Source organism: Gottfriedia sp. NPDC056225 (assembly GCF_042267765.1).
Classification (GTDB): domain Bacteria; phylum Bacillota; class Bacilli; order Bacillales; family Bacillaceae_G; genus Gottfriedia.
The window spans coordinates 1-23,042 of the sequence record NZ_JBHJTJ010000022.1 but is presented as its reverse complement, the minus strand read 5'-3'; the positions used below and the strand labels follow the sequence as shown (position 1 = coordinate 23,042).

Annotated in this window: 16 protein-coding genes, 1 pseudogene and 1 other annotated feature; of the genes and pseudogenes, 15 read left to right on the top strand and 2 right to left on the bottom strand. The window is 33.3% G+C overall.

Annotation, left to right across the window (positions count from 1 at the left end; all coding sequences use genetic code 11):
* Positions 1 to 238: 238 nt before the first annotated feature.
* The 4 genes and pseudogenes from clpX to yihA all read left to right on the top strand — a co-directional run bounded on the left by clpX (position 239) and on the right by yihA (position 6,621).
* Positions 239 to 1,516, top strand: coding sequence for an ATP-dependent protease ATP-binding subunit ClpX (gene clpX / locus ACFCYN_RS14885; RefSeq protein ID WP_172447346.1), 1,278 nt, complete (start codon positions 239 to 241; stop codon positions 1,514 to 1,516).
* Between the two features lie 212 nt (positions 1,517 to 1,728).
* Positions 1,729 to 3,333, top strand: a pseudogene (gene lonB / locus ACFCYN_RS14880) (ATP-dependent protease LonB); the annotation flags it as partial.
* 382 nt (positions 3,334 to 3,715) lie between these two features.
* A complete protein-coding gene (gene lon, locus ACFCYN_RS14875; RefSeq protein WP_375950112.1) occupies positions 3,716 to 6,040 on the top strand; it encodes an endopeptidase La in 2,325 nt (774 codons plus the stop codon).
* A complete protein-coding gene (gene yihA / locus ACFCYN_RS14870; protein WP_172447348.1) occupies positions 6,037 to 6,621 on the top strand; it encodes a ribosome biogenesis GTP-binding protein YihA/YsxC in 585 nt (194 codons plus the stop codon). Before lon ends, yihA begins: the two co-directional genes overlap by 4 nt.
* Before the next feature lie 194 nt (positions 6,622 to 6,815).
* Here the strand turns inward: yihA and ACFCYN_RS14865 are convergent, their stop codons facing one another.
* A complete protein-coding gene (locus ACFCYN_RS14865; RefSeq protein ID WP_172447349.1) occupies positions 6,816 to 7,298 on the bottom strand; it encodes a LiaF transmembrane domain-containing protein in 483 nt (160 codons plus the stop codon).
* Positions 7,299 to 7,515: 217 nt separating this feature from the next.
* Between ACFCYN_RS14865 and hemA the strand changes: the two genes are divergently transcribed.
* From hemA to ysxE, 8 genes are all read left to right on the top strand, one after another.
* Entirely contained in the window at positions 7,516 to 8,868 is a 1,353-nt protein-coding gene (hemA, locus tag ACFCYN_RS14860; RefSeq protein WP_172447350.1) for a glutamyl-tRNA reductase, read from the top strand.
* A 10-nt stretch (positions 8,869 to 8,878) separates the two neighbouring features.
* Entirely contained in the window at positions 8,879 to 9,703 is an 825-nt protein-coding gene (gene ccsA, locus ACFCYN_RS14855) for a cytochrome c biogenesis protein CcsA (RefSeq protein WP_172447351.1), read from the top strand.
* Between the two features lie 13 nt (positions 9,704 to 9,716).
* Entirely contained in the window at positions 9,717 to 10,649 is a 933-nt protein-coding gene (hemC, locus tag ACFCYN_RS14850) for a hydroxymethylbilane synthase (RefSeq protein WP_375950109.1), read from the top strand.
* The gene (locus ACFCYN_RS14845) at positions 10,642 to 11,403 is read left to right on the top strand and encodes a uroporphyrinogen-III synthase (RefSeq protein WP_375950108.1); all 762 of its coding nucleotides are present in this window, start codon (positions 10,642 to 10,644) and stop codon (positions 11,401 to 11,403) included. Before hemC ends, ACFCYN_RS14845 begins: the two co-directional genes overlap by 8 nt.
* 36 nt (positions 11,404 to 11,439) lie before the next feature.
* Positions 11,440 to 12,426, top strand: a complete 987-nt coding sequence (gene hemB, locus ACFCYN_RS14840) for a porphobilinogen synthase (RefSeq protein WP_098171362.1) — start codon at positions 11,440 to 11,442, stop codon at positions 12,424 to 12,426.
* A 6-nt stretch (positions 12,427 to 12,432) separates the two neighbouring features.
* Complete coding sequence (gene hemL, locus ACFCYN_RS14835; protein ID WP_375950105.1) at positions 12,433 to 13,719, top strand: glutamate-1-semialdehyde 2,1-aminomutase; 1,287 nt, start codon at positions 12,433 to 12,435, stop codon at positions 13,717 to 13,719.
* A gap of 284 nt (positions 13,720 to 14,003) precedes the next feature.
* Complete coding sequence (locus tag ACFCYN_RS14830) at positions 14,004 to 15,830, top strand: LysM peptidoglycan-binding domain-containing protein (protein ID WP_375950104.1); 1,827 nt, start codon at positions 14,004 to 14,006, stop codon at positions 15,828 to 15,830.
* A gap of 85 nt (positions 15,831 to 15,915) precedes the next feature.
* A complete protein-coding gene (gene ysxE, locus ACFCYN_RS14825) occupies positions 15,916 to 16,947 on the top strand; it encodes a spore coat protein YsxE (RefSeq protein ID WP_375950102.1) in 1,032 nt (343 codons plus the stop codon).
* A gap of 94 nt (positions 16,948 to 17,041) precedes the next feature.
* On the opposite strand, the gene ACFCYN_RS14820 is transcribed toward ysxE, so the two are convergent.
* Positions 17,042 to 17,806 (bottom strand): sporulation protein, encoded by a 765-nt coding sequence (locus tag ACFCYN_RS14820; RefSeq protein ID WP_375950100.1) that lies wholly within the window; start codon positions 17,804 to 17,806, stop codon positions 17,042 to 17,044.
* A gap of 228 nt (positions 17,807 to 18,034) precedes the next feature.
* Positions 18,035 to 18,271, top strand: a binding site (T-box leader).
* 54 nt (positions 18,272 to 18,325) lie between these two features.
* Here ACFCYN_RS14820 and ACFCYN_RS14815 point away from each other — a divergent pair.
* The 3 genes from ACFCYN_RS14815 to ACFCYN_RS14805 form a co-directional block, all read left to right on the top strand.
* The gene (locus ACFCYN_RS14815) at positions 18,326 to 20,968 is read left to right on the top strand and encodes a valine--tRNA ligase (RefSeq protein ID WP_375950098.1); all 2,643 of its coding nucleotides are present in this window, start codon (positions 18,326 to 18,328) and stop codon (positions 20,966 to 20,968) included.
* Positions 20,969 to 21,062: 94 nt separating this feature from the next.
* A complete protein-coding gene (locus ACFCYN_RS14810; RefSeq protein ID WP_375950097.1) occupies positions 21,063 to 22,364 on the top strand; it encodes a bifunctional folylpolyglutamate synthase/dihydrofolate synthase in 1,302 nt (433 codons plus the stop codon).
* A gap of 24 nt (positions 22,365 to 22,388) precedes the next feature.
* Positions 22,389 to 23,042: hypothetical protein (locus ACFCYN_RS14805; RefSeq protein WP_375950095.1), on the top strand; the 654-nt coding region annotated here is incomplete at its 3' end.

The following is a 23,042-nucleotide window of genomic DNA, read 5'->3' as shown; positions in this document are numbered from 1 at the left end:
ATGTTAGAATCTGTTATACAGATTTTTAAAATTTTTTGTGGCTATACTAAAAATAATTCTTTAAAAGAAGGATTATCTACTTTACATTAGAATATATATATTCTAAAAATTTAAATAATTTTAGAGCAGTAAATAATTGCATTGTTTATTTTGTGTGCTATCATATAGCTACAAGATACATATTTTTTGGATTACATACATATTGAGTGGTTTTAGAAATTTTAGAGGGAGTGAACATATGTTCAAGTTTAATGAAGAAAAAGGACAGCTAAAATGTTCGTTCTGTGGAAAGTCACAGTCTCAGGTTAGAAAATTAGTTGCTGGACCTGGTGTTTATATTTGTGACGAGTGTATTGAGCTTTGTACTGAAATTGTTCAAGAAGAATTAGCAAAAGAAGAAGAAGTAGAGTTTAAAGATGTTCCAAAACCGAAAGAAATTTGTGAAATTCTTGATGAATACGTAATCGGCCAGGACAATGCCAAAAAAGCGTTATCTGTAGCTGTGTACAATCATTACAAACGTATTAATTCAAACAGCAAAATCGATGAGGTTGAACTATCAAAAAGTAATATTGCGATGATTGGGCCAACTGGTAGTGGTAAAACATTATTAGCTCAAACTTTAGCGCGTATTTTAAATGTACCATTTGCGATTGCTGATGCAACTTCATTAACAGAAGCGGGATATGTTGGGGAAGATGTTGAAAACATTCTCCTTAAATTAATCCAAGCAGCTGATTATGATGTTGAACGAGCTGAAAAAGGTATTATTTATATCGATGAAATTGATAAAGTTGCACGTAAGTCTGAAAATCCTTCAATTACACGTGACGTGTCAGGTGAAGGTGTTCAGCAAGCACTTTTAAAAATTCTTGAAGGAACTGTTGCAAGCGTACCTCCACAAGGTGGTCGTAAGCATCCACATCAAGAATTCATTCAAATTGACACAACAAATATCTTATTTATTTGTGGTGGAGCATTTGATGGAATTGAACAGATCATCAAACGTCGTTTAGGTAAAAAGGTAATTGGTTTTAGTGGCGATTCTGAAAAGAGCGATTTAAGCTCAAAAGAAATCTTAAACCACGTATTACCAGAAGACTTATTACGTTTTGGGTTAATCCCTGAATTTATTGGTCGTTTACCAGTTTTAGCTAATTTAGAGCAACTTGATGAAGCATCATTGGTTGAAATTTTAACGAAACCAAAAAATGCTTTAATTAAGCAATACCAAAAATTACTAGAACTAGACCAAGTTGATCTTGAGTTTGAGGAAAACGCTCTTACTGAAATTGCTAAAAAGGCAATTGAGCGTAAAACTGGGGCTCGTGGACTACGTTCTATTATTGAAGGTATTATGTTAGATATTATGTTTGAATTACCTTCTCGTGAAGATATTCAAAAATGTATTATCTCTGCAGAAACTGTTAAATCTGGTGCAGCTCCAAAGCTTGTATTAGAAGATGGAACAGAGTTAGATTTAAAAAATAAAGAAAAGAAAAATAAATTAGCGTAAATGAAAAAGCCAAATGCACTTTTGCATTTGGTTTTTTATTTTGGAGTTATGTAAAAAAATATTGACTCTCCTAAAGAGTATTGAGTAACCTTTCGCGTTGTAGTGTCTTTAAAAAGATTAGACTAAAGATAAGTTAATTTTAAATTATGGTTTATCCTTCCATTTCACGGGCGATACTAAAAGTAATTTCTACTTCAGTGGAGGGGTAAAAAATGAGTTTTACAACAATTATATTATTAGCTCAACTTGCATTAGGTACAATCGTTGCATTGTATTTTATTCATTTATTAAAAGGTCAACGGACAACAAAAGTTTCAATCGACAGAGAATCAAAAAAAGAAATGGAACAATTACGTAAGTTAAAATCAATATCTTTAACTGTACCATTAGCAGAAAGAGTTAGACCGAGTTCTTTTGATGATATTGTTGGCCAAGAGGATGGAATTAAGGCTTTAAAAGCTTCATTATGCAGTGCAAATCCTCAACATGTAATCATTTATGGACCACCTGGTATAGGGAAAACGGCAGCAGCTAGACTTGTATTAGAGGAAGCTAAAAAGAGTCCGAATACTCCATTTAAACCAGATGCAGTCTTTATAGAATTAGACGCAACAACAGCTCGTTTTGATGAAAGAGGGATTGCTGATCCTTTAATTGGTTCAGTACATGATCCGATTTATCAAGGTGCAGGTGCAATGGGTCAAGCAGGAGTTCCGCAGCCTAAAAAAGGTGCTGTAACGGATGCACATGGAGGTATTTTATTTATAGATGAGATTGGGGAGCTTCATCCAATTCAAATGAATAAAATGCTAAAAGTTCTTGAAGACCGTAAAGTTAAATTTGAAAGTGCTTACTATCAAGAAGAAAATCCTTCGATTCCAGCACATATTCATGAAATTTTTAAACATGGTTTACCGGCGGATTTCAGATTAGTTGGTGCTACTACAAGATCACCTGATGAAATACCTCCAGCAATACGTTCACGTTGTTTAGAAATATTTTTCAGAGAGTTAGAACAGGATGAAATTCAAGCTGTTGCTAAACGCTCAGCAGAAAAAATTGAAATAAGTATTTCAGAAAAAGCTCTAGAATTAGTTGGTACATATGCTAAAAATGGTCGAGAAGCTATTAATCTAATCCAATTAGCAGGTGGAATGGTTTTAACTTCTGGAAGAAAAGAATTAATAGAGGATGATATTCAGTGGGTAGTTTCTGTAAGTAGATTATCACCTAGATTAGTAAACAAAATTCCGGAAGCTCCAACAGTTGGTTTAGTAAACGGTTTAGCGGTTTATGGAGCAAATATTGGTGCTTTATTACCAATAGAAGTAAGTGCAATGAAGGCAAAAGAAATTGGTAAAGGCTCAATTACGATAACTGGAATTGTTGAAGAAGAAAGCTTAGGTAATCAATCTAAATCAATTCGTAGAAAAAGTATGGCAAAAGGCTCTTTAGAAAATGTTACAACAATCTTACGTAAAATTGGTGTACCGATCGATGATTATACAATTCACATCAATTTTCCAAGTGGTGCTCTAATTGATGGACCATCTGCAGGGATTGCGATGGTAGTCGGCATATTTTCAGCAGTTAATAATGTTCCAGTATTAAATACGATTGCTTTGACTGGAGAAATGAGTATACAAGGTGATGTGAAACCTGTTGGTGGCGTTCCAGAAAAAGTTAAGGCGGCTATTAAAGCAGGAGCTACAAAAATTATTGTTCCTAAAGAGAACGATCAAGCTTCATTACATCAATTTAAAGATGTAGAAATTTTAGCTGTTGATCGCATCGAAAAAGTTCTTCATGAGGTCTTTAAAGATAACTGGAAATTTGATATACCAACTCAAACTAAAAATGACTTCCAGCAATTAACATTGTTTGAAGAGAATCAATCGCAATCTATGTAGATAAAAATAAGTGTTCGAATCATTTCATTTTGAATAAATAAAGAATACAAACTCTTTTTGCATTCTTTTTATCAATGAAGTGGTGCGAGCACTTTTTATTTGGTTTTCACTCGTTTTTTTAGTTAAGAGAAGATAATCGTTATGAAATCATATTAATAGGTTGTGTTCCTAGGCCGATATTGATTGTTTATTTCTTTTCCACATTTCTTTTAATGCATATCATTGTAAATGATATGAGTGTTAAGGTAAAATAACTAGATAGAATGAAAAACTTGGAGGTGTAACGTAAATGAATGTTACAAAAGAAAAAGTTGTACCCCTCCTACCTTTAAGAGGAATTAGTGTATTTCCTGCCACTATTGCACATCTAGATGTAGGAAGAATGAAGTCGATTAAAGCAATACAAGAAGCTGATGAGTTAGATCATTTAATTTTTGTTGTTACTCAAATAGATGCAGATACTGAAAATCCAAAGATCGACGAATTGTACCAATTTGGAACACTAGCTAAATTAACGCAAAAAATTACGCTTCCAAATGGCACGGTTCGAATTACAGTCGAAGGATTACACAGAGGAAAGATTAAAACAATTATTGATCAAAATGATTTCTTAACTGCGAAGGTAGAAGAATACCCAGATGTAGAAGATGAATCTAAAGAGTTACGTGCTTTAATGAGAACTTTATTGCAGCATTTTAAACAATATAGCAAATTATCTAAGCGAATTTTGCCTGAGACAATCGCTTCTATTGTGAAACAAGAACGCCCGGGTAATCTTGCGGATGCAATGATTGATTCAATTCCATTAAGAGAAGAAGAAAAACAAAAAATATTAGCTACAATTGACGTTACCGAAAGAATACATATTATCTTAAATTTCCTTCAGGATGAAAAGGAATTATTAAAGCTTGAAGAGAAAATTGGGCTTCAAGTAAAGAAAAATATTGATAAAACACAAAAAGAATATTTTTTAAGAGAGCAATTAAAAGTTATTCAACGTGAACTAGGTGATCGTGAAGGTAAAACAGAAGAAGTTGATAAGTTTTTAACGAAAATTGAAGAAGCAAATATGCCTGAAGAAACAAAAGAAGTTGTCTTAAAAGAATTAGCTAGATATGAAAAATTACCTCCAAATGCTGCAGAAGCAGGAGTAGTTCGTACATATTTAGAATGGATGGTAGCTATACCATGGTCTAAACAAACAGAGGACACACTAGATATCCATCGTTCAGAAAAGATACTAAATAACGAGCACGAAGGTCTTGATAAAGTTAAAGAGCGAATATTGGAGTATTTAGCTGTACAACAACTTACAAATTCATTACGTGGCCCAATTTTATGTTTAGCTGGACCTCCAGGGGTTGGTAAAACTTCTTTAGCTAAATCAATTGCAAACGCATTGTCTAGAAATTTTGTACGCGTTTCACTTGGTGGCGTTAGAGATGAATCAGAAGTAAGAGGACATAGAAGAACGTATATCGGGGCAATGCCCGGTCGAATTATTCAAGGGATGAAGAAAGCTGGGACAAAAAATCCTGTATTCCTACTTGATGAAATTGATAAAATGTCTAGTGACTTTAGAGGTGATCCATCTTCAGCGATGCTAGAAGTACTTGACCCAGAACAAAATAATACTTTTAGTGATCACTATATTGAAGAGCCATTTGATTTGTCTCAAGTTTTATTTGTGGCAACTGCAAATGATTTATCAACTATTCCAGGGCCATTAAGAGATCGAATGGAAATTATTACTTTATCTGGATATACTGAGCTTGAAAAAGTTAATATTGCTAAAAAGCACTTATTCCCTAAAAAATTAGCTGAGCATGGCCTAAATAAATCAACTGTTCAAATTCGCGAAAGTGCATTGAGCTCAATTATTCGCCATTATACGCGTGAAGCAGGAGTAAGGTCTTTAGAACGAGTTCTTGCAACATTATGTAGAAAAGCTGCTAAATTGATTGTTTCAAATGAAAGACAAAAAATAATTTTTACTGACAAGAATATTGAAGAATTCTTAGGTAAGAAAACATTCTCATACGGTCAAATGGAAAGTGAAGATCAAATCGGTGTAGCTACAGGTTTAGCGTATACTGCATTTGGTGGAGACACACTTTCTATTGAAGTATCACTATATCCTGGAAAGGGTAAGCTAACCTTAACTGGTAAGCTAGGGGATGTAATGAAAGAGTCAGCACAGGCTGCGTTTAGTTATATTCGCTCTAAAGCTGAAGAACTAAATATTGAACAAAATTTCCATGAGAAATATGATATCCATATCCATGTTCCAGAAGGTGCTGTACCAAAAGACGGTCCTTCAGCAGGTATTACGATGGCAACTGCATTGATTTCAGCATTAACAAATAAACCAATCCGAAAAGAAGTAGGGATGACGGGAGAAATCACATTACGTGGTCGCGTATTACCAATCGGTGGATTAAAAGAAAAAATGCTTAGTGCGCATCGTGCAGGGTTAACGACAGTAATCATACCAAAAGAAAATGAAAAAGATTTAGAAGATGTGCCGCCAATGGTGAAAGAAGGTTTAACAGTTATACCTGTTTCCCATTTAGATGAAGTGCTGGCACATGCAATAGTAGGAGTGAAAAAATGAAAGTAACAACAGCGGATATTGTCATTAGTGCAGTCCGACCAAATCAATATCCAGATACTCAATTTCCCGAAATCGCTTTAGCAGGTCGTTCAAATGTTGGGAAATCTTCGTTTATAAATAAAATGTTAAATCGTAAAGCATTAGCTCGTACATCATCAAAGCCAGGAAAAACGCAAACATTAAATTTCTTCTTAATTAATGAACAGCTTTTTTACGTTGACGTTCCAGGTTATGGTTATGCTAAAGTTTCTAAAAAGGAACGAGAAGCATGGGGCAAAATGATTGAAACATATATTACAACTCGTGAACAATTAAGAGCTGTAATTTTATTAGTAGATTTACGTCATTCACCAACCCAAGATGATGTAATGATGTATAATTTCTTAAAGCATTACGGTATTCCAGTAATTGTTGTAGCAACAAAAGCAGATAAAATCCCTAAGGGTAAATGGGAGAAACATGCGAAAGTTGTACGTGAAACGTTACAGATTGAAGAAGGGGATGAATTAATTTTATTCTCATCTGAAATTGGTCTTGGTAAAGAAAAAGCATGGTCTGCAATAGAGCGTGCGTGTAAATAAAAAATGCTGGTGGCTAAATTGCCACCAGCATTTTTTTTATTATGTAAAAAAGATGATAAATTTTTTTAGTAATATGTATAGTTATTGAACCGAATGAAACAATTAGAATAGATAAAATTAATATGGAAATATAATTAAAAAATAAAAATTTTCTCCAAAACGTAAGGAAGTATAACAAGGACACTCTTAGCATCTTATTTTTTAGAGAATAAAAGATATAATCCGACTACTGCAATAAAAATTGGCCAGTATTGTTGAAAATAAGAAACTTGTGACTGAATTGAACTAAGCATTGATGAAAGCTTATCATTAAAAAGGAAAAATAAAGACATAATAAATAATAGTAAACCAGGTAATAGGTCACCTTTGCCTTTTTGGGATTGCAATAACATACCTAACGAGATGATGAGTGTAAGAATGGACCAATGGTTAGGCCAACTTTGAAAATGTTCAATTGCATAAAAATGAATTCCAAAACCAAGAACTACAACCCCTGGGAATACATATTGGAATTCACGTCCTTTAAAGGCTTGAACTAGAAGTGCAATACCTGTTATGACGATCGGTGTAGTCCAATAAGTAAAAAAATGTAGAGCAGGGACTTTCCATTTTGAAATAAGATAATAAATGCCAAAGCCAATTAATAGGATTCCAATAAATAATCGATTTTTTTTCATAGCAACTCCCGTTTAACATTATTTGTAATCACTTTTATTTAAAAATTATTGTATAATAAACTTTGGATATAGTTCATATTATAATTCGGATTAAAAATTCTACAAATTATTACATTTATGATAGCATATTGAAGTGGAACATAGTTATGATATTTTGCTAAGTAAATATAGATATAAAACATCGTTTGTACAAGTTTTTTTTAGGGGGGCTTTAGGGATGCACATCATTACAATAGGGATAAATTATAAGACTGCCCCGGTTGAAGTGCGGGAAAGGGTAGCGTTTTCTCCAAATGAACTTCAAGATGCAATGGACTCATTAAAAAATGAAAAGAGCATTTTGGAAAACATTATTGTTTCTACTTGTAATCGTACAGAGATTTATGCAGTTGTTGACCAAATTCATACCGGTCAATATTATATGAAACGTTTTCTATTACAACGATTTGGATTAAAAGATGAGGAATTATCACCATATTTAATCATTAGAACTGGAAATGATGCAATTAGCCATCTATTTAACGTAGTTTGTGGCTTAGATTCAATGGTAATTGGTGAAACTCAAATTCTTGGACAAGTAAAAGATAGTTATTTACTTGCTCAAGAGAATAATGTAATTGGTACTATTTTTAATCAGCTATTTAAACAAGCAATTACATTTGCAAAAAAAGTTCATTCTGAAACTGGTATCGGTGAAAATGCAGTTTCTGTAAGTTATGCTGCTGTTGAACTTTCTAAAAAGATTTTTAGTAATTTAAAAGGCTGTAACGTGCTAATCGTTGGCGCAGGGAAAATGAGTAACTTAGCTTTGCAAAACTTATATTCTCAAGGTGTAGGGAAAGTTACTGTAATTAATCGAACTGTTGAGAATGCGATTAAGCTTGCTGATCAATTTAATGGAATCGGAAAAGGATTAGAATCACTAGAAAACTCCTTAAAAGAAGCAGATATCGTTATTAGTTCAACTGGCTCAAAAGAATATGTGATTACCGAGAAAATGATACACCGTATTGAAAAAGCAAGAAAAGGTAAACCATTATTCTTAGTAGATATCGCAGTACCAAGAGATATTGAGCCATCAATTCATAATATTGATAGTGCGTTTTTATACGATATCGATGATCTTCAAGGGATTGTTGCAGAGAATTTAGCCGAACGTGAGCGAGAGGCAGTAGAAGTTAAAAAGGCAATCAATGAAGAAATTGATAATTTCCAATGTTGGTTATCAATGTTAGGTGTAGTTCCAGTTATCTCTGCTTTACGTGAAAAAGCATTGGATATTCAGGCAGATACTATGTGCAGTCTTGAACGAAAATTACCTCATTTATCTGATCGAGACTTAAAAATTATCCAAAAGCACACGAAGAGTATTGTGAATCAACTTTTACGTGATCCAATTATGAAAGCAAAAGAAATGGGTACATCTAAACACTCAGAAGCACAAATTTCACTTTTTAAAGAAATATTTAATTTAGATGAAATATTAGAAGAAGCTAATGATGAAAAATACATGCAAACTAAACAAGAAAAAGAGACGATTTCTTTAAAACAAAGCTTAGGGTATTTATGAGGTTTAGATAATGGCGCTTTTGGAAAGTAGTTTTATTTACCACTTATTAATCTTATTGTTTGCATGGAGTATCGTTTTTTCTTTTATAGATTTTATAGATTCAAACAGAATGGCAAGTAAAGTGGCATTTTATTTGCTTGCAATTGTTTGGGTGTTTTCTACAATTTTAATGATTTATACGATTAGCCATTATAGTTTATATTCCTTTATCACTTCTAGAGAAGGGCTATACATTTATGTATGGATCATTATTTCATTATCAATGATTATTAATTGGTTAGTAAAACTAGAGTATTTAGTTTTCTTTACAAATGTTGTTTCATTTTTAGTATTTTCATTATCAATTTTAATTCCAAAGGCTGGGAAAACGGCTACATCAGTCGAACACTTAAAATCGGAATTATTATATACCCATATTGGGCTAGCTTTTTTAGCGTACGGTGCTTTTACACTGTCCTTTATTTTTTCAGGAATGTACATTTTTCAATACGTTTTATTAAAAAAGAAGAAATGGTCAACGCATTTAAAGAAATTGGGGAGTTTAGGTAAGTTGGAAAAAATGTTTATTACATTTAACTTATTTGGTGTCCCTCTTATGCTAACTTCCCTTATATTAGGGGCAAGTATTCGATTGCACACATTTGTTTGGTATGATATGAAAGTAATAGGCTCAGTTTTCGTTTTAATCATGTATAGCACATTTATGTATTTAAAAGTAAGCAACCGTTTCTATGGCAAATCTCTTTGCATATTTAACATCTGTTGCTTTTTAGTATTGTTCGGAAATTATGTTGTTTCAAATCTATATTCAACGTTTCATTTATGGAGTACGTAAGGAGCTGTAAACTATGCGAAAAATAGTAGTAGGTACAAGAAGAAGTAAACTAGCATTAACACAAACGAAATGGTTTGTTGAGAAGCTTAAGGAAGTTGCACCTGATTATGAATTTGAGTTAAAAGAAATTGTTACAAAAGGTGATGTAATACTTGATGTAACTCTTTCAAAAGTTGGCGGGAAAGGTTTGTTCGTAAAAGAAATCGAGCATGCAATGCTTACGAATGAAATTGATTTAGCTGTACATAGTATGAAGGATATGCCTGCAATTTTACCAGAAGGTTTAATGATAGGCTGTACTCCTAAGCGAGTTGATCCTCGAGATGCTTTACTTTCAAATAGTGGAAAAGGATTAATGGAGCTAGAAGAAGGAGCAATCGTTGGGACAAGTAGTTTAAGAAGAAGTGCTCAAATTAAGGCAGTTCGTCCGGATATACAAATTAAATGGATTCGTGGAAATATCGATACGCGTATTCAAAAGCTTAAAGACAATGAATACGACGCGATTATTTTAGCAGCGGCTGGCTTAAAAAGAATGGGATGGGCTGAAGAAAGCATTACAGAGTATATCGATGAAACAGTTTGTGTGCCAGCAGTAGGTCAAGGTTCTCTTTCGATCGAATGTCGTGAAAATGATGCCGAAATCCGTGAACTATTAAATAGACTAAATGATGATTTAACATATACAACAGTAGAAGCTGAACGTGTATTTCTTCATAAAATGGAAGGTGGTTGCCAAGTTCCGATAGCAGGATTTGCAACAATCAACGAACATAATGAAATCTCGTTAACAGCTTTAGTAGCAAAACCAGATGGGTCAATCATTTTAAAAGAGACAGTTAAAGGTACTGATCCAACAGAAATTGGTGAAAAAGCTGCAAAACTATTAACTGAACGTGGAGCAAAGGATATTATTGATTCTGTAAAAGAGGCAGCGGATGAATAATTCCTTAAATGGAATAAACATTTTAGTGACAAGGGCAGAGCATCAAGCTGATGAATTTAATCATTTGATTCATCAGCTTGGTGGATGTCCTATTAATCTTCCACTTCAAAAAATTGTTAAAAGTAATATTTCAATCAATGAATTAGAAAAGTTAATTGATGAAACAGATTGGATCTTATTTACTAGTGTTAATTCTGTAAATTACTTTGTGCAATATATTACATATGAATTGAAAGTAAAAATTAATCAAAAAAAAATTGGTGCTGTTGGAGAGAAAACTAAAAGTCGATTAAATGAAGAAGGACTTGAAGTGAATTTTCTTCCGAGTCAATTTACTGGCAAAACATTTGCTTCTGAGTTAAGTTACATAGTAGAAAAAGGAACAAAATTTTTATTTATACGAGGTTCTTTAGCGAGTGATAATGTACCAAACATACTTGAAAAAAATGGCAATCTAGTTAACTTACTAACTGTTTATGAAACGATTGCCAATGTAACGATAAAAGATGATCTAATTAAGTTACTAAAGAATGAAAAGCTAGATGTGATTACTTTTTTGAATCCTTTTAGTGTAGAGCAGTTTTGTTTTTTAATTGAAAATATCATTTGTATGGAAGATTTAAAGAATATTAAAATTGCTTGTATTGGTGAGGTCACTGCACAAAAAGCTAAGGAAAAAGGGTTTAATAATATGATTGTTCCTGATAAATATACAATTGAATCTTTATTAAAAAAAATAGCTGATGATATTTAAAAATAATATCGTCCTATAGAAAAGAAGGAGAAAAAAATGACTTATTCAATTCCGTTTGATCGTCACCGTCGCTTAAGAAGTACACCAGCATTACGCTCAATGGTTAGAGAAAATCATTTGCATAAAGAAGATTTTATTTACCCACTTTTTGTTGTTGAAGGACAAGGCGTAAAAAATCCTATAAGTTCAATGCCAGGTGTATTTCAATTTTCTTTAGATGAATTAAGAAAAGAAATGGATGAAATTGTATCATTAGGTATAAAATCTGTTATTTTCTTTGGAATTCCTGATGTAAAAGACGCAGTAGGTTCAGAAGCTTACTGTGCAACTGGTATCGTCCAAAGAGCAATTTCTCAAACAAAAGAACAATATCCTGAAATGATTGTTATTGCAGATACATGTTTATGTGAGTATACAGACCATGGACATTGTGGAGTATTAGAAGATGGGTATGTTAATAATGATGAATCGTTAATACTATTAGCAAAAACAGCGGTAAGTCAAGCACAAGCTGGTGCAGATATTATCGCTCCTTCAAACATGATGGATGGATTCGTAGCTACAATTCGTCATGCATTAGATGAAGCTGGATTTGATAATATTCCTATTATGTCTTATGCAGTGAAATACGCTTCTGGATTCTATGGCCCTTTCCGTGAAGCAGCTCAAAGTGCTCCGGGACAAGGGGATCGTAAAGCTTATCAAATGGATCCTGCAAATCGTTTAGAAGCATTCCGTGAAGCAGAATCAGATACAGTTGAAGGCGCAGATTTCTTAATTATTAAACCAGCTCTTTCATATTTGGACATCATTCGTGACATCCGAAATAACTATCACCAACCAATCGTTGCATATAATGTTAGCGGAGAATATGCAATGGTTAAAGCTGCTGCAATAAATGGTTGGATCGAGGAAGAAAAAGTTGTAATGGAAAAATTAATCAGTATGAAGCGCGCTGGTGCGGATATGATTATGACTTACCATGCTAAAGATGCTTGCAGATGGTTATCAGAAGGGAAGTAAGAATTTATGAGATCATATAATAAGTCTATTGAAGCTTTTGAAGAAGCGAAACAAGTACTTCCTGGTGGAGTAAACAGTCCAGTACGTGCATTTAAAAGTGTTAATATGTCACCTATTTTTATGAGCCATGGAAAAGGCTCAAAAATTTATGATATTGACGGTAATGAATATATTGATTATGTGTTATCATGGGGACCACTTATTTTAGGTCACTCAAATGAGCGAGTTGTAGAAGGTTTAAAGCGTACTGCTGAAACTGGTACTAGCTTTGGAGCACCAACTTTAAAAGAAACAGAATTAGCTAAACTTGTGATTGAAAGAGTACCTTCGATTGAAGTTGTTCGAATGGTAAACTCAGGAACAGAAGCTACAATGAGTGCTTTACGTCTTGCACGTGGTTTTACTGGTCGAAACAAAATTTTAAAATTTGAAGGATGCTACCATGGTCATGGTGATTCTTTATTAATTAAAGCTGGATCTGGTGTTGCTACACTTGGATTACCAGATAGCCCTGGTGTACCAGAAGGCGTTGCAGCTAATACAATCACGGTACCTTATAACGATTTAGAAAGTATAAGATATGCTTTTGAACAATATGGAGATGACCTAGCTGCAGTTATTGTTGAACCTGTTGCAGGAAACATGGGTGTTGTTCCACCAGTTGAAGGCTTCTTAGAAGGCTTAAGAGAAATTACTACTCAATATGGTACATTATTAATTTTTGATGAAGTTATGACTGGATTCCGTGTAGGATACAATTGTGCACAAGGTCATTTTGGTGTAACACCTGATCTAACTTGTCTAGGAAAAGTTATTGGTGGAGGTCTACCAGTAGGTGCATATGGTGGTAAGGCTGAAATCATGAATCAAATTGCCCCAAGTGGCCCAATTTACCAAGCGGGAACACTTTCAGGAAATCCTTTAGCAATGACGGCAGGATACGAAACATTAAGTCAGTTAACTGAAGAAGACTATGTAGAATTTAATCGTAAAGCGGATTTGTTAGAAGCTGGTTATAAAGCTGCGGCTGAAAAGTACAATATTCCACATTGTATTAATCGTGCAGGTTCAATGGTTGGATTCTTCTTCACAAACGAAAAAGTTGAAAATTACGAAGCAGCAAAAACGTCTAACTTAGAAATGTTTGCTAAGTACTATCAACTAATGGCTGAACAAGGTGTATTCTTACCACCTTCACAATTTGAAGGATTATTCCTATCAACATCACATACAGATGAAGATATTCAAAAAACGATTGCGGCTGCAGAATACGCATTTTCGCAATTAGTATAAAAAGAATTGGTGTCCCTATTTTATAGGGGCACCGATTCTTTTTTTAGTTGGAAAGTAAAGTGACAAAACGTAATAATATATACTGTTTTAACTCTTTATTTCTAAATTTCTTAAACTTTACATTTAAGTTTTCTTATTCCTTAAACCCATTCATTTCTCTAGTCCCACACATTTTAAAACCATTCTTAAGAGAAATTAACAATCTTTTCTTCATAAATTTTTCGTTTCTTTCATAAAAATGTAATGTCATAGACCAAATTGGACGATGAGAGGAGGACATTAAGGTGTCTTCAGAAAATCAAACAAATATTCGCTTTTCATTGAAAGAAACTGTCTGGTTCCAAAAAGGACAGGAAGTTAAAGAGGTAAGATCACTCTCGTTAAATCCAGACATTACTATACAGCAATTTGATGAATATGTTCAAGTGAAGGGTGTCTTAACTTTAGAAGGTAATTACGCTCCTGATTTGGCGAATCAAGGTGATTATTATTCATTAAGAGAATTAGCTCCTTCTAGATTAGTTGAAAATGTAATCGTTCTTGAGGATGGAAGCTGTGAATTAAATCATCAGTTCCCTGTAGATATTTCGATTCCTTTAACAAGAATTACTGATTTAGAGAATCTATGTGTTACTGTAGAGACTTTTGATTATCAATTAGCAGAAAAAGGTAGCATTCAAATTGCTGCTGATTTATGTATTTCTGGTCTACATGATAATAATAGGGCAGTAGATACTTATCATGAACAAAGAGCCTATGAACAGTACAATAACTATGCATACGACAATGAATATCGTGCAGGTAACGAAGCATACGGCAATGACTATCGCTCAAATAATGAAGCAGCATATGACAATGAATATCGCTCAAATAACGAAGCAGCATACGACAATGGCTATCGTGCAAGTAACGAAGCATATGAACATCAAGAAGAAAGAGAACAAAATGAACAATTCCAGTTCTTTAATGAACCAGTGGCTGAGCAACAAACGAATGAACAAGATAATCTATATGGCAGTGATTGGATTCAATCTCTTGAAGAGGAAGAGGAGCAAGAAGAACAAGACAGCACATATCCAGGGCAGCCAACTTACTTAGAGGTTTTCCGCCCCGAAGAAGTAGCTGAAGGTGGAATTGAACAGAATGAAAATGATGCTGAACACTATTATGCAGAAGAAGAATCTGATTTTGAAATTCAAGTTCAGTCTAATGAACAACAAGTAGATCAAGAAGAATTTGAAGAAGAAGTTCAAATGCAAGCTCAAGAAGAAGTTCAAGAGGAAGAACAGTATGAGGAAGTATTTAGAGGCTTTAATATATCAGCAGAAGCAATCGAGCCGCAAACTGAATATGTTAAACCTGACTTCCTAATGAACGAACAAAATCATGAGCAAACAGTTCAAAGTGAAAATAATATCCAGCAATCTAATCAATTAAATACTGCCTATAATGAACGACCTAGCTTTTTAAACAATGATTTTAATGTGCACAATTATTTAAATAATACTTTAAATAGTCAACCTAACTTCTTAAATAATGATTATAGTAATTTGCAAAGCCAAAGCAATAATGAAAATAATGCGCAAAAAGAAATAGAAAAATATGAAGAAGAATACAAACGGACGTTGGAGCAAAGTTATCAACCATATGTTAACCAGCAATACCAACAAGCACCATTTGCATATAATCAAAATCAGCAGCCATTCTATCAAAATCCATATCCTCAAGCAAATCAAGAAAATTCTTACGTAAATCCAAATGATGTTCGTCAAACACCTCCTTATTACGCAGAATATTATCAAGCCCAAGTAGAGGCTGCGCCACCACCAGAGTTACCTAAAGTTGAGGTAAAGGCTGAAGCAGAAGAAGTGAAGGAAGTAAGAAGTGTTAAAAGTGATAATCTTCTTTCAAGCTTATTTACTGGTGAAGGAAGAGAAGAATCTTATTCTAAATTAAAATTATATTTAGCTCAAAATGGAGATACAATCGAATCCGTCGCTAAAAAATATAATTTACAAACCCAACAGTTAAATCGCGTTAATAATTTGAACGATGAATTCTTATCGGAAGGGCAAATTATTTATATCCCTGTAGCTGCTATAAAACAATAATAATATGGTGAGAGCTTTGTATTAGTTAGATACTTGTCTACTAATACAAGGCTTTTACGCATTTAGAAAGTGAGAGTGACGCATCTTGTATTCAAAACCAAAAGATGAAATAAGCGTCATTTTAGCACAGTACCATATAGTACCAAACTATTTTGAAACGGTTGGAAAAGTAGTAAAAGTTTATACAAACCAAGGTGTCTTTGCGCTAAAAGAAGCAAATGTAGATCGAGTTTATCGGAATAATTTGATTGAAAATGTTCGTTCATTACAAGATAAGGGCTTTCGAAGTGTTGTACCAATTTATCATACCCAAAATGGAGAATATATTGTTGAATTTAATACAAAGCATTACTACCTCATGCCCTGGATCGAAAGTGTTGATGCAAGATCAGATGAAAATCTACATTTTCAAAGAATGTTTACTTCTTTAGGCAAAATGCATGGTAGTACACAAAAGGAAAAAAAAGTTGATAAAGATCAATTACAAGTACACTATGATACATTAACCAAAAGGTGGAGCAAGGATAAAGATGTGCTAGAAAATTTTATTGAAGCTGCTGAAGGAAATTGGTATATGTCACCTTACGAACTAAGCTACTGCACGTACTTTCATAAAATATTAAGTGCACATCAATTCGCAAGAGGTCAATTAGATGAGTGGTTTAAAAAAATGAAGGATACTGAAAATACTAGGGTTGTAATGAACCATGGAAACTTGTCCATCTCACATTATCTTGTTAATAAAAGAGGAGAAGGGGTTTTTATCAATCTAGAAAATGCACAAGAAACAACACCAATACAGGATCTAACAAACTACTATAAAGGTTCATTTAAAACGTATCCTATTCAACAGCCCGATCGTAATAATTGGCTTAAAATGTATGAAAAGAATTTTTCCTTAAGAGAAGAAGAAAGATTGTTGTTTTTAAGTTATATGGCATATCCAACTCAGTTTTCTACCAAAATTAATAGTTACTTGAAGCGTTCTGATGGAAGTACTGAAAAAGATAATGTAAGAGATTTATTAAGTGCATACTGGCATATGATAAATATTGAATACTTTGTTTCCAAAATACAAGAAGATGTAGAAGCAGCGAGGGCAATTGAAGATTTGTGAGGCAAGGAAAGAAGTAACTTACCAATTATGATAAAAAAGAGGGTTTCCCAAAAAAGTGATGCAACTTTTTTGGAAACCCTCTTTTTAAAGCTATTTATTTTACATGACGTTTAATCGCGTTTACTAAACTTTTGCGTACAAAATCCTTGTCCGTAATATGGTCTTTTGAGAAAGAAATTCTAACATTATTTTCATCAGATCCAAATAACTTTGAAAACTTGCCTTGAGTTACTTTTTGATTTTGATCAAGTTGAACAATTAAGTCTACTGTTTTGTCAAAACTTAAATAATTAACTTCAATCTCTTCTAATTTACCACGAAATTCGCCATTCATCGGATAAAATTCAAACTCTTGAATGATCTTTCCGTATTTCTTTTTGTTTTCACTATCTCTTAATACAAATCCTTCTTCTTGAAGTGCTTGGATTACTGTTTTTAAACCAATTGAAGGGATAACTTGAACGCCATCTGCATCGTATTGGTCAACAGCTTTTTCTATTTCTAAATGAGTTTTAATCCAAATATGGGATTTGTGTAGTGATACTGGAGTATTTTCAGATAAGGTGAAAAAGAAAGGAATAGTCACTTCTTCATTTGCATTTATTATACGATCAACTGATACGATAAATTTTTGTAAAGTACCATTCTTACTAACTGTTTTATCATTGGATTCAACTTTATATTCAGTCATTACATGTAAAAAGACGGAATCTAGTTCTTGCTTTACTCTTCCACCTTTTATGTGTAATTCACCTTTTACTCTTTCTCCAGCTTGATATTCTGTTTTTTCAAGCTTTGTATCTATTCTCGTTCCTCCAATTCCGAGTACACGAGCTAATGTATTTTTAAATAAACCCATGAATATCCCCCTAAAAAGTTATATCTACATACTATATCATTATCGCATAATTAAATAAGTACTAGTATACCAGAATGTTAAATAATCATTACAATTATTTTTCGTATTTTTTTTATGTATTAAAAAATGAGGTACTTTATTGACAACTACTGAATATTCTAGAAAGAAATTAGAAATACTGTTGACTAAGCTTAAGGAAATTTTGTAGACTATTACATATATTCATAATGAAATGCAATGATAGGGAAGAGTACAACGAACTAATTCTTCAGAGAGGAAACCATTTGGTGGGAGGTTTCTAGAAAATAGAGTTGGAATGTCGCCCTTGAGCAGTGGCTTCGAAAACTTTTTTGTGATTAGAAGTTACCGGATGATCCGTTATCTTTTTTAAGTGTGTCAGAGAAACACAAGTTTTTACTGACAAAAAAAGGTGGTACCGCGAATCCAACTCCATTCGTCCTTTTCAAGGATGAGTGGAGTTTTTTTATTTTTCAATAATTTTAGAGGAGATGATTCCGAATGGAAACAACACAAAAATCATTACCAACAAAGTATGATCCGAATTTAGTTGAAAAAGATCGTTACCAATTTTGGTTAGATGGGAAATTCTTTGAAGCACAAGTAGAATCGGAAAAGCCGAAATATACAATCGTAATTCCTCCACCAAACGTAACTGGAAAATTACACTTAGGTCATGCTTGGGATACAACTTTACAAGATATTTTAACTCGTACAAAACGTATGCAAGGATATGACGTATTATACTTACCTGGTATGGACCATGCTGGTATTGCTACTCAAGCAAAAGTTGAAGGCAAATTACGTGAAGAAGGCTTATCAAGATATGATTTAGGACGTGAAAAATTCCTAGAAAAAGCTTGGGAGTGGAAAGAAGAATATGCTTCACACATTCGTTCACAATGGGAAAAAATTGGTTTAGGCTTAGATTACTCACGCGAACGCTTCACACTAGATGAGGGTCTATCAGATGCGGTAAAAGAAGTATTCGTTAAACTTTATAACAAAGGATTAATCTATCGTGGTGAATACATCATCAACTGGGATCCTGCGACAAAAACAGCGTTATCAGATATCGAAGTAATTTATAAGGATGTTCAAGGTGCATTCTATCACATGCAATATCCATTAACTGATGGTTCAGGAAAAATTCAAATTGCAACTACTCGACCTGAAACAATGCTTGGTGATACTGCAATTGCTGTACATCCGGAAGATGAACGTTACAAATCAATGATTGGTAAAACAGTAATGCTACCAATCGTAAATAGAGAGATTCCAATTATCGCCGATGATTATGTAGATATGGAATTTGGTACTGGGGTAGTAAAAATTACGCCTGCACATGATCCAAATGATTTTGAAGTTGGTAACCGCCATGACCTACCCCGCATTCTTGTAATGAATGAAGATGGTACGATGAATGAAAAAGCTGGAAAATACAATGGTATGGATCGTTTTGAATGCCGTAAACAAATCGTTAAAGATTTACAAGAGATGGGTGTTCTTGTTGAAATCGAAGAGCATATGCATTCTGTAGGTCATAGTGAGCGTAGTGGCGCAGTTGTTGAGCCTTATTTATCAACTCAATGGTTCGTTAAAATGCAACCACTAGCAGATGCTGCAGTAGCATTACAAAACTCTGATGACAGCGTAAAATTTGTACCAGATCGTTTTGAAAAAACTTACCTACGTTGGATGGAAAATATCCGTGACTGGTGTATCTCTCGTCAATTATGGTGGGGGCATCGTATTCCAGCTTGGTACCATAAAGAAACTGGTGAAATTTATGTAAACCAAGAGCCACCAGCTGATCTTGAAAATTGGAATCAAGATAATGACGTATTAGATACTTGGTTCAGTTCAGCATTATGGCCATTCTCAACATTAGGTTGGCCAAACGAAGAAAGTAAGGATTTCCAAGCTTACTTCCCAACAAATGTATTAGTAACAGGTTATGATATTATTTTCTTCTGGGTTTCACGCATGATCTTCCAAGGGATTGAATTTACTGGTAAACGCCCATTTAACGATGTATTAATTCATGGATTAGTACGTGACGAACAAGGACGTAAGATGAGTAAATCTCTTGGTAATGGTGTTGACCCAATGGATGTTATCGAGAAATACGGGGCAGACTCATTACGTTATTTCTTAACAACAGGAAGTTCTCCAGGTCAAGATTTACGTTTCAGTATTGAAAAAGTTGAGTCTACTTGGAACTTTGTAAACAAAATTTGGAATGCCTCTCGTTTTGCATTGATGAATATGGAAGGCTTCACATATGAAAATATTGATTTAACGAAAGAAAAGTCTGTTGCTGATGAATGGATTTTAACTCGCTTAAATGAAACAATTGAAAGTGTGACATCTTTAATCGATCGCTATGAATTTGGTGAAGTTGGCCGTGTACTTTATAACTTCATTTGGGATGATGTTTGTGACTGGTATATTGAAATGGCAAAAATTCCTTTATACGGTGACAATGAAGATGCAAAAAATATGACTCGTTCAGTTCTAGCACATGTGTTAGAAAGTACGATGAAGCTTTTACATCCATTTATGCCATTCGTAACAGAAGAAATTTGGCAATCTCTACCTCACCAAGGAGAATCTATTACAGTATCTGCTTGGCCGACAGTTAAAGAGGAATTAACGAATAAAGAAGCTTCTGAAACGATGAAAATATTAGTTGAACTAATTCGTTCAGTTCGTAACATCCGTGCAGAAGTAAACACGCCAATGAGCAAAAAAGTTCAACTAATGATTTCTGCTAAGGATGAAACAATTGCAGCGGCATTAGAAGCAAATCGTTCTTATATTGAACGCTTCTGTAATCCTGAAGAGTTAACAATTTCTACTAATTTAACAGCTCCAGAAAAAAGCATGTCAGCGGTTATTAGTGGAGCTGAGCTCTATCTTCCTCTTGAAGGATTAATCAATCTAGATGAAGAGAAAAAACGTTTAGAAAAAGAATTAGAAAAATGGATTAGTGAAGTTGAACGAGTTCAAAAGAAATTAAGTAACCAAGGATTCGTAGCGAAAGCTCCTGCAGCAGTAATTGAAGAAGAGCGTCGTAAAGAAAAAGATTATCTTGAGAAACAAGAATCTGTAAGAGCTCGAATTGCAGAATTAAGCAAATAATAACAGTGTAATGGGCTGTTATAAAAATTAGAAAGATAAAACGACGAATTGAGTTTAATGATTCGTCGTTTTTTACTATAAAGGTGGGGGTAAGATGGTTAGTACATATGAAGAAGCACTGAAATGGATGAATAACAGAACAAAGTTTGGAATTGTACCTGGGTTACAGCGAATGGAAGAAATGCTCGTTCGACTAGGTAATCCGCATCTTAACGTAAAAGCAATTCATGTAGCAGGTACAAACGGGAAAGGTTCCACAATCACATTTTTGCAAAGTATATTATTAGAAGCAGGGTATACTGTAGGAGCTTTTACATCACCATATATATTAGATTATCGTGAACAAATTATGTTCTGTGGAGAAATGATTAGTGAAAATGAGTTTATTCATTTAGTAAATTGCATGATTCCTGTAGTTGAGGAAGTTGAACAATTGCCATGTGGTGCTCCAACTGAATTTGAGATTATTACTACAATGGCATTTTACTTTTTTGGTAAGGTAAAAGAAAACGATATCTTTATTGTTGAGGCAGGCTTAGGTGGATTAGAGGATTGTACAAATGTAGTAACCCCTTTAATTAGTATCATTACAAGTATCGGTCACGATCATCAACAAATTCTCGGTGAAACAATAGAAGAAATTACCAAGCATAAAGCCGGAATTATTAAAAAAGGGATTCCGATTGTTACTGCAGAGTTAAAAGAAGAAGCGTTAAAAATTATCCGTGATAAAGCGATAACAAGTGAAGCTGATTATTTCGAATATGGAAAACATTTCTTTGCTTCCTCAATAAAGGATCAACAAAATGAACAATTTTGTTACGAAGGGTTTAGCAATGCAATTGAAAATATCGAGTTATCAATGCTTGGTCAACACCAAATTAGGAATGCTTCATGTGCTATTACAGCGATTCAGTTATTACAAAAACATTATGGAATGAAAATTAGTGAACGTACTATCAAACATGGATTAAAAATAGCTCAAAAAGCCGGAAGATTTGAAAAAATAGTTTCTAGTCCTGTTATTTATATTGATGGTGCTCATAATGTTGAAGGAATAAAAAGCTTAGTGGAAACGATGAATGAGCATTTTAAAGATAAGGAAATAAAAATTTTATTTTCAGCTTTAAAAGATAAAAATGTTGAGGAAATGGTAAAAGAATTACGAGAAATGACAAATAATATTGTAATGACAACTTTTGATTTTCCTAGAGCGATGAATAGAGACGAATTAATCGCTAATGCTAATAGTTTAAATATAAATTACGAATGCAATTTACAGACCGCAATAGACGAGAATGTAAAGAAAACTCGAGGAAACGAAATATTACTAATAACAGGATCGTTATATTTTATCTCAGTCGTAAGAAGTTATTTAATAAAAAAATACGTCTAGATTAGTAAAGGAGGGCCATCATTCATGCTTAGTAAGCAAAGTAATAGGTTTATATGGATTACATGGATTGTAATTATGCCTATCATTTTTTTTTATGCTTATATGGTTAGCCCTCTTAAACACATCGATCGTTCTAATTTTTTGATTATAATAGCTCTATTTTTAATTGTTTCAAATATGCCGATAAAAATAAATGATGCTACTTTCTCATTTATTTTCGGAATCTCGATTTTAGTTTTTTTATCGTATGGATTATTTGCAGAGCTATTAATAAGTCAGTTAGCTTATGCCTTTTTATATATTAGATTGAGTATTACTAAAAAAACTCTTTATCGTATGCCACTAAATTCGATGATGTTTGCACTATGTTCAATTGGAAGTGCATTATTTTATAATTTAGCAGGAGGAAAAATTACTCCTACCGGTACGAATGAAATTGTAAGTTGTATTTTTCCAGTTTTCATATACACGATTGCATCATTTTGGATTAATCAAATCGTTATTTATTTTGTAACAATTAATTTATATAAAATAGACACTAAATTATTTAATAGAGAATTTAAGTGGGATTTATTTATAAATCTATTAATGTTCCCAATTGGAATTAGTCTATACTTAATGCTTGAAACTAGGGGATATATCACTCTATTTTATATTTCTATTTACTATATAATCTTA